Source organism: Aliivibrio sp. 1S175 (genome assembly GCF_001690985.1).
Taxonomy (GTDB): Bacteria; Pseudomonadota; Gammaproteobacteria; order Enterobacterales; family Vibrionaceae; genus Aliivibrio.
In genome coordinates, this window is sequence record NZ_MAJS01000044.1 from 1 (window position 1) to 3,198 (window position 3,198).

Sequence of the window (3,198 nt, forward strand, 5' to 3'; positions counted from 1 at the left end):
ACTGACTCATCAAAATACAACGTTTCAAACATCATAGGTTTTAATCTAAAGTTAACCAGTTTGAATGAGAGTAACGCACTTGCCCCAGCTCCAATGAACGCCATAGGGCCAACAAAAACAACTCCAATCAAACATACAACGACCCCCACTCGACCTATCATTCGTATACATTTATATGCATACTCTGGTACCACATCTGCCTTCTCGGTTAATATTCCGTTTTTAGTGAACTTGTAAATCCGCTTTATGTCTGCAGAACCAAAAAAAATAAAAAACAATGTCATGAAAATGGTGAGTAAACTAAATGCCACTACACCATCTGTATCTAGCATATCTTGACTAAAGTCATATAACATCCAACTCATAACACTAAAAAAACCAATACCAGCAAAATACCCCAAATATTGGTGCTCTATGGTTTCATACTCATAAAGCACTTCTTCGTTGTATAAGGCCATTCTCATGGCTTCTATTTTATCGTTATTGTCTATATCTTTATGAGTTAGCATTATTTATGCTCAAGTTTTCAGAGGGTTCAAATGGGCCGTAGTTATCTATTTCCTTAGGGTGGTTTATTTCAACGTATCTACTTTTACGAAATACACTTAATAGATGCTTCTTTATCTCTTCTCGATCGTTAGGAAAATAAAATAACCATTCGTATGAAGTATATAAATCATATGGATGACTTATAATTGCAAAAGTATCCTCTTTTCGAATATCAAATAATGTATATTCATCAGAAAAAAGTATGTCTGACTTACTGATTTTTGACTCAAACCCTGTCATTTTAAATGACAACAATGCACAAGCTCCTGCCCCAACAAAAGCCATGGGCCCTATTATAGTTACAGCCAAAAAACTTACCGCCACACCAAACCAAGCAAAACCTCTCATCACTTTATACGCCATTTCAGGAATTATCTGCTCTGTTGTAAAGTGAATACCTTTTTCCGTTAAATAAAAACAAATATGCTCATCAGCAAGAAATAAATAACGCGATACTAATGCCATAGCTATGCCCATTAGCAATAATGGAATTATCGTCTCGCTATCTTTAATTAGTAAATATAGGCCACCATAAACAATTAATGACGAGCCAATAGCAATCATCCAGCGCAAAGCATAACTAGCCCTATCACACCTTATAGCTTCCCATTGATAAATAATTGGTAATTCATGAAGCTCACGCTCAAGTTCTAATTCATTGTCTTTATTATGCATTATTTAACGTATCCTTTACAACTTCACATCAATCCTGAACCATTGGATGTAAGAACTCTTTAAATTTTTCATGCTCATAAATATCATCTTCTTTCTCAACCTCATAAAAATGACCATTTGGATAGAACTCCCTTAAGGTATTAAAAATATCATCTACATTATCTTTATTGCAAAAAAGACCATTTAACGACAATAGAAAGTTAGCATTGGGAACGACCGTTATATAATTTATCTTTGATGATTTTATTATTACTGATTCATCAAAATACAAACTTTCAAACATCATAGGTTTCAGCCTAAAGTTAACCAGTTTGAATGAGAGTAACGCACTCGCCCCTGCTCCAATGAACGCCATAGGGCCAACAAAAACAACAGCAATCAAACATACAACGACACCCACTCGGCCTATCATTCGTATGCATTGATAAGCATACTCTGGTACCACATCTGCCTTCTCGGTTACTATTCCGTTTTTAGTGAACTTGTAAATCCGCTTTATGTCTGCAGAACCAAAAAAGATAAAAAACAATGTCATGAAAATGGTAAGTAAACTAAATGCCACCACACCACCTGTATCTAGCATATCTTGACTAAAATCATATAACATCCAACTCATAACACTAAAAAAACCAATACCAGCAAAATACCCCAAATATTGATGCTCTATGGTTTCATACTCATAAAGTACTTCTTCGTTGTATAAAGCCATTCTCATGGTTTCTATTTTATCGTTATTATCTATGTCTTTATGAGTTAGCATGATTGATGCTCAGATTCTCAGAGGGTTCAAATGGACCGTAATTATCGATTTCCTTAGAATTATTGATTTCAAAGTATCTGCTTTTACGGAAAACACTTAATAGATGTTTCTTTATTTCGTCTCGATCTTTAGGAGAATAAAATAATGCTTCGTATGAATTATATAAATCATATGGATGACTTATAATTGCAAAAGTATCCTCTTTTCTAATATCAAATAATGTATATTCATCAGAAAAAAGTATATATGATTTGCTGATTTTTGACTCAAACCCTGTCATTTTAAATGACAACAATGCACAAGCTCCTGCCCCAACAAAAGCCATCGGCCCCATTATAGTTACAGCCAAAAAACTTACCGCCACACCAAACCAAGCAAAACCTCTCATCACTTTATACGCCATTTCAGGAATTATCTGCTCTGTTGTAAAGTGAATGCCTTTTTTCGTTAAATAAAAACAAATATGTTCATCAGAAAGAAATAAATAACGAATAACAAAAGTCATTATTAAACCGATGAAAAATAAAACTGGAACCGCAGCCATATCCTGTATTAATAGCATAAATAAACTATAACCCAAAAAAGGGACTCCTATAGATACAATCCATCGAAGTGTATGGCCAAAATTACGCCCAATAGCTTCCCACTGATAAATAACCTTAGCGTTATAAAGATCATTCTTAAGTTTTAATTCATTGTCTTTATCATGCATCATTTAAAGCATCCCTTATAATTTCACATCAATCCTGACCTGCTGGATGTAAGAATTCATTAAACTTTTCGTGTTGACAAATATCTTTAACACTCATAACTTCAAAAAAATATCCATTTGGATAAAATATTTTTATTGTATTAAAAATTTCTTCTACATTATCTTTATTACAAAAAAAACCCATCGAAGAGCAGGTATCATTGGTATTTGCTGTAATATCAATATAATTTTCTTTGCATGTTTTAAATATCACTGACTCATCAAAATACAACGTTTCAAACATCATAGGTTTCAACCTAAAATTAAACAGTTTGAATGAGAGTAATGCACTCGCCCCTGCTCCAACAAACGCCATAGGACCAACAAAAACAACTGCAATCAAACATACAACGACACCCACTCGGCCTATCATTCGTATGCATTGATAAGCATACTCTGGTACCACATCTACCTTCTCGGTTAATATTCCATTTTTAGTGAACTTGTAAATCCGCTTTATGTC

Annotated in this window: 4 protein-coding genes and 1 pseudogene; all 5 read right to left on the minus strand. The window is 33.7% G+C overall.

The features are described from left to right. On the minus strand, nucleotides 1-509 hold a 509-nt coding region (locus tag A6E06_RS12925), incomplete at its 3' end, for a hypothetical protein (RefSeq protein ID WP_065593064.1). After that, the gene (locus A6E06_RS12930) at nucleotides 496-1,224 is read right to left on the minus strand and encodes a hypothetical protein (RefSeq protein ID WP_065593065.1); all 729 of its coding nucleotides are present in this window, start codon (nucleotides 1,222-1,224) and stop codon (nucleotides 496-498) included. The genes A6E06_RS12925 and A6E06_RS12930, both read right to left, overlap by 14 nt. Nucleotides 1,225-1,252: 28 nt before the next feature. After that, nucleotides 1,253-1,984: a hypothetical protein gene (locus A6E06_RS12935; protein ID WP_065593066.1), complete on the minus strand. Its 732-nt coding sequence runs from the start codon at nucleotides 1,982-1,984 to the stop codon at nucleotides 1,253-1,255. After that, entirely contained in the window at nucleotides 1,971-2,696 is a 726-nt protein-coding gene (locus A6E06_RS12940; protein WP_065593067.1) for a hypothetical protein, read from the minus strand. The genes A6E06_RS12935 and A6E06_RS12940 overlap by 14 nt, the downstream gene beginning before the upstream one ends. Before the next feature lie 28 nt (nucleotides 2,697-2,724). Beyond that, a pseudogene (locus tag A6E06_RS12945) lies at nucleotides 2,725-3,198 on the minus strand (hypothetical protein); the annotation flags it as partial.